We start from the raw sequence: 2,054 nt of genomic DNA, 5'->3' as shown, positions 1-2,054 counted from the left end.
GTGACCCTGAGCAACAATGCCCAGGTCACCATCAAGGCTGGCGAAACCAGTGCACCGTACACCCATGCTGCGCAGGGCGATGACGTCTACAACGACGCTGGCCAGATCAGCCTGGGCATCAGTTCGGCTGTGGATGCAACCGGTGCGACTTTCGAAAATCTGCAGCTGGGTGGTGCCGCTACGGTTCAAGTGACCGACACCACCGACGAAGTGGTGGCCAAACTGACCGCAACCCCTTCGGTCACCGAAGGCGGCGAGATCACCTACACCATCACGCTGACCAACAAAGACGGTCTGCCGATCAACAATCACGGCGCGCTGACCTTCACCCTGAGCGACGGCAAGACCGTTATCACCGTGCCGGCCAACGGCACGACTGGTTCGGTCACTGTGACTGCCCCGGACAACGTCTACACCGGCGCCAACGACCCTGTGGTCAAATCGATCGGTTCGGTCACTGGCGCTGACGTGGGCAAGTTTGAGCAACTGACCCTGGACAAGACCCCGGTCAGCACCACCGTCACCGACGAGCCGGGTACCCCGGGCAACGAAGGCGACCTGGTCAAGGTCACCATCACTGCCGATCAGGCCTCGGTGGCCGAGAACGTCAATCCGACCTTCACCGTGCACATCAACCAGGCGCTGGCCCACGACCTGGTCGTGACCCTGAGCAACAATGCCCAGGTCACCATCAAGGCTGGCGAAACCAGCGCAGCGTACGAGCACGCGGCGCAGGGCGATGATGTCTATCTGGATAGCGGCGAAATCACCCTCGGCATCACCTCGGCGGTGGATGTCGATGGTCGGCCGTTCGAAAACCTGCAGTTGGGTGGCGCCGCCTCGGTTCAGGTTACTGACACGATCAGCGAAGTTGTGGCCACACTGACAGCAACCGAGACCGTAACCGAAGGTGGTCAGATCACCTACACCGTGACCCTGACCAACCAAGACGGTCTGCCGATCAGCAACCACTCGGCATTGACCTTCACCCTGAGCGACGGCAAGACCACTATTACCGTGCCGGCCAACGGTACCACGGGTTCGGTCACCGTAACGGCCCCTGACAACGTCTATACCGGTGCGAACGCACCGGTCGAGCAGAGCCTGAAATACGTCAGCGGCGCTGATGCGTGGAAATTCGAGCACCTGACGTTGAACGAAACCAAGGTTAGCACCGAGGTCACCGACGAGCCTGGTTCGGGTACCCCGGGCACCGGCAACCAGGGTGACGTGGTCAAGGTCACCATCACTGCTGACCAGACTTCGGTAGCCGAGAACGTCAAACCGAGCTTCACTGTGCATATCAACACTGCACTGGATCATGACCTTGTCGTGACCCTGAGTAACGATGCACAGGTCACCATCAAAGCCGGTCAGACTTCGAGCGAACCTTATGTCCATGCGGCACAGGGTGACGACGTCTATCTGGATAGCGGCGAAATTTCCCTCGGCATCAAGTCGGCGTCGGACATCGACGGTCGTACCTTCGAGAACCTGCAACTGGGCGAGAACGCTTCGGTCAAGGTTACCGACACAATCGACGAAGTTGTGGCAAAACTGACAGCAACCGAGACTGTCAGCGAAGGTGGACAGATCACCTATACCGTGACCCTGACCAACAAAGACGGTCTGCCGATCAACAGCCACTCGGCCCTGACCTTCACCCTGAGCGACGGCAAGACCGTTATCACCGTCCCGGCCAATGGTACGACCGGTTCGGTCACCGTGACCGCCCCGGACAATGTCTATAGCGGTGCGAACGCTCCGGTCGAGCAGAGCTTGAAATACGTCAGTGGCGCTGATGCATGGAAATTCGAACAGCTGACGCTGGACGAAACCAAGGTCAGCACCGAAGTCACCGACGAGCCTGGCTCGGGCACCCCGGGTACCGGCAACCAAGGCGACCTGGTGCAGGTCACCATCACCGCCGATCAGGCGTCGGTGGCCGAGAACGTCAATCCGACCTTCACTGTGCACATCAACCAGGCGCTGGCCCATGACCTGGTCGTGACCCTGAGCAACAACGCCCAGGTCACCATCAAGGCTGGGGAAAC

At 59.9% G+C, this 2,054-nt stretch carries 1 protein-coding gene; it reads left to right on the top strand.

Going from position 1 to position 2,054, the window contains the following annotated elements; all coding sequences use genetic code 11:
* A partial coding sequence (locus ACIQYU_RS26425; RefSeq protein WP_402802782.1) for an immunoglobulin-like domain-containing protein occupies positions 1 to 2,054 on the top strand: 2,054 nt, incomplete at both ends.

Origin of the sequence: Pseudomonas sp. NPDC096925 (genome assembly GCF_044762545.1) — a bacterium.
GTDB lineage: Bacteria > Pseudomonadota > Gammaproteobacteria > Pseudomonadales > Pseudomonadaceae > Aquipseudomonas.
This window is presented reverse-complemented; position numbering and strand designations above follow the sequence as displayed.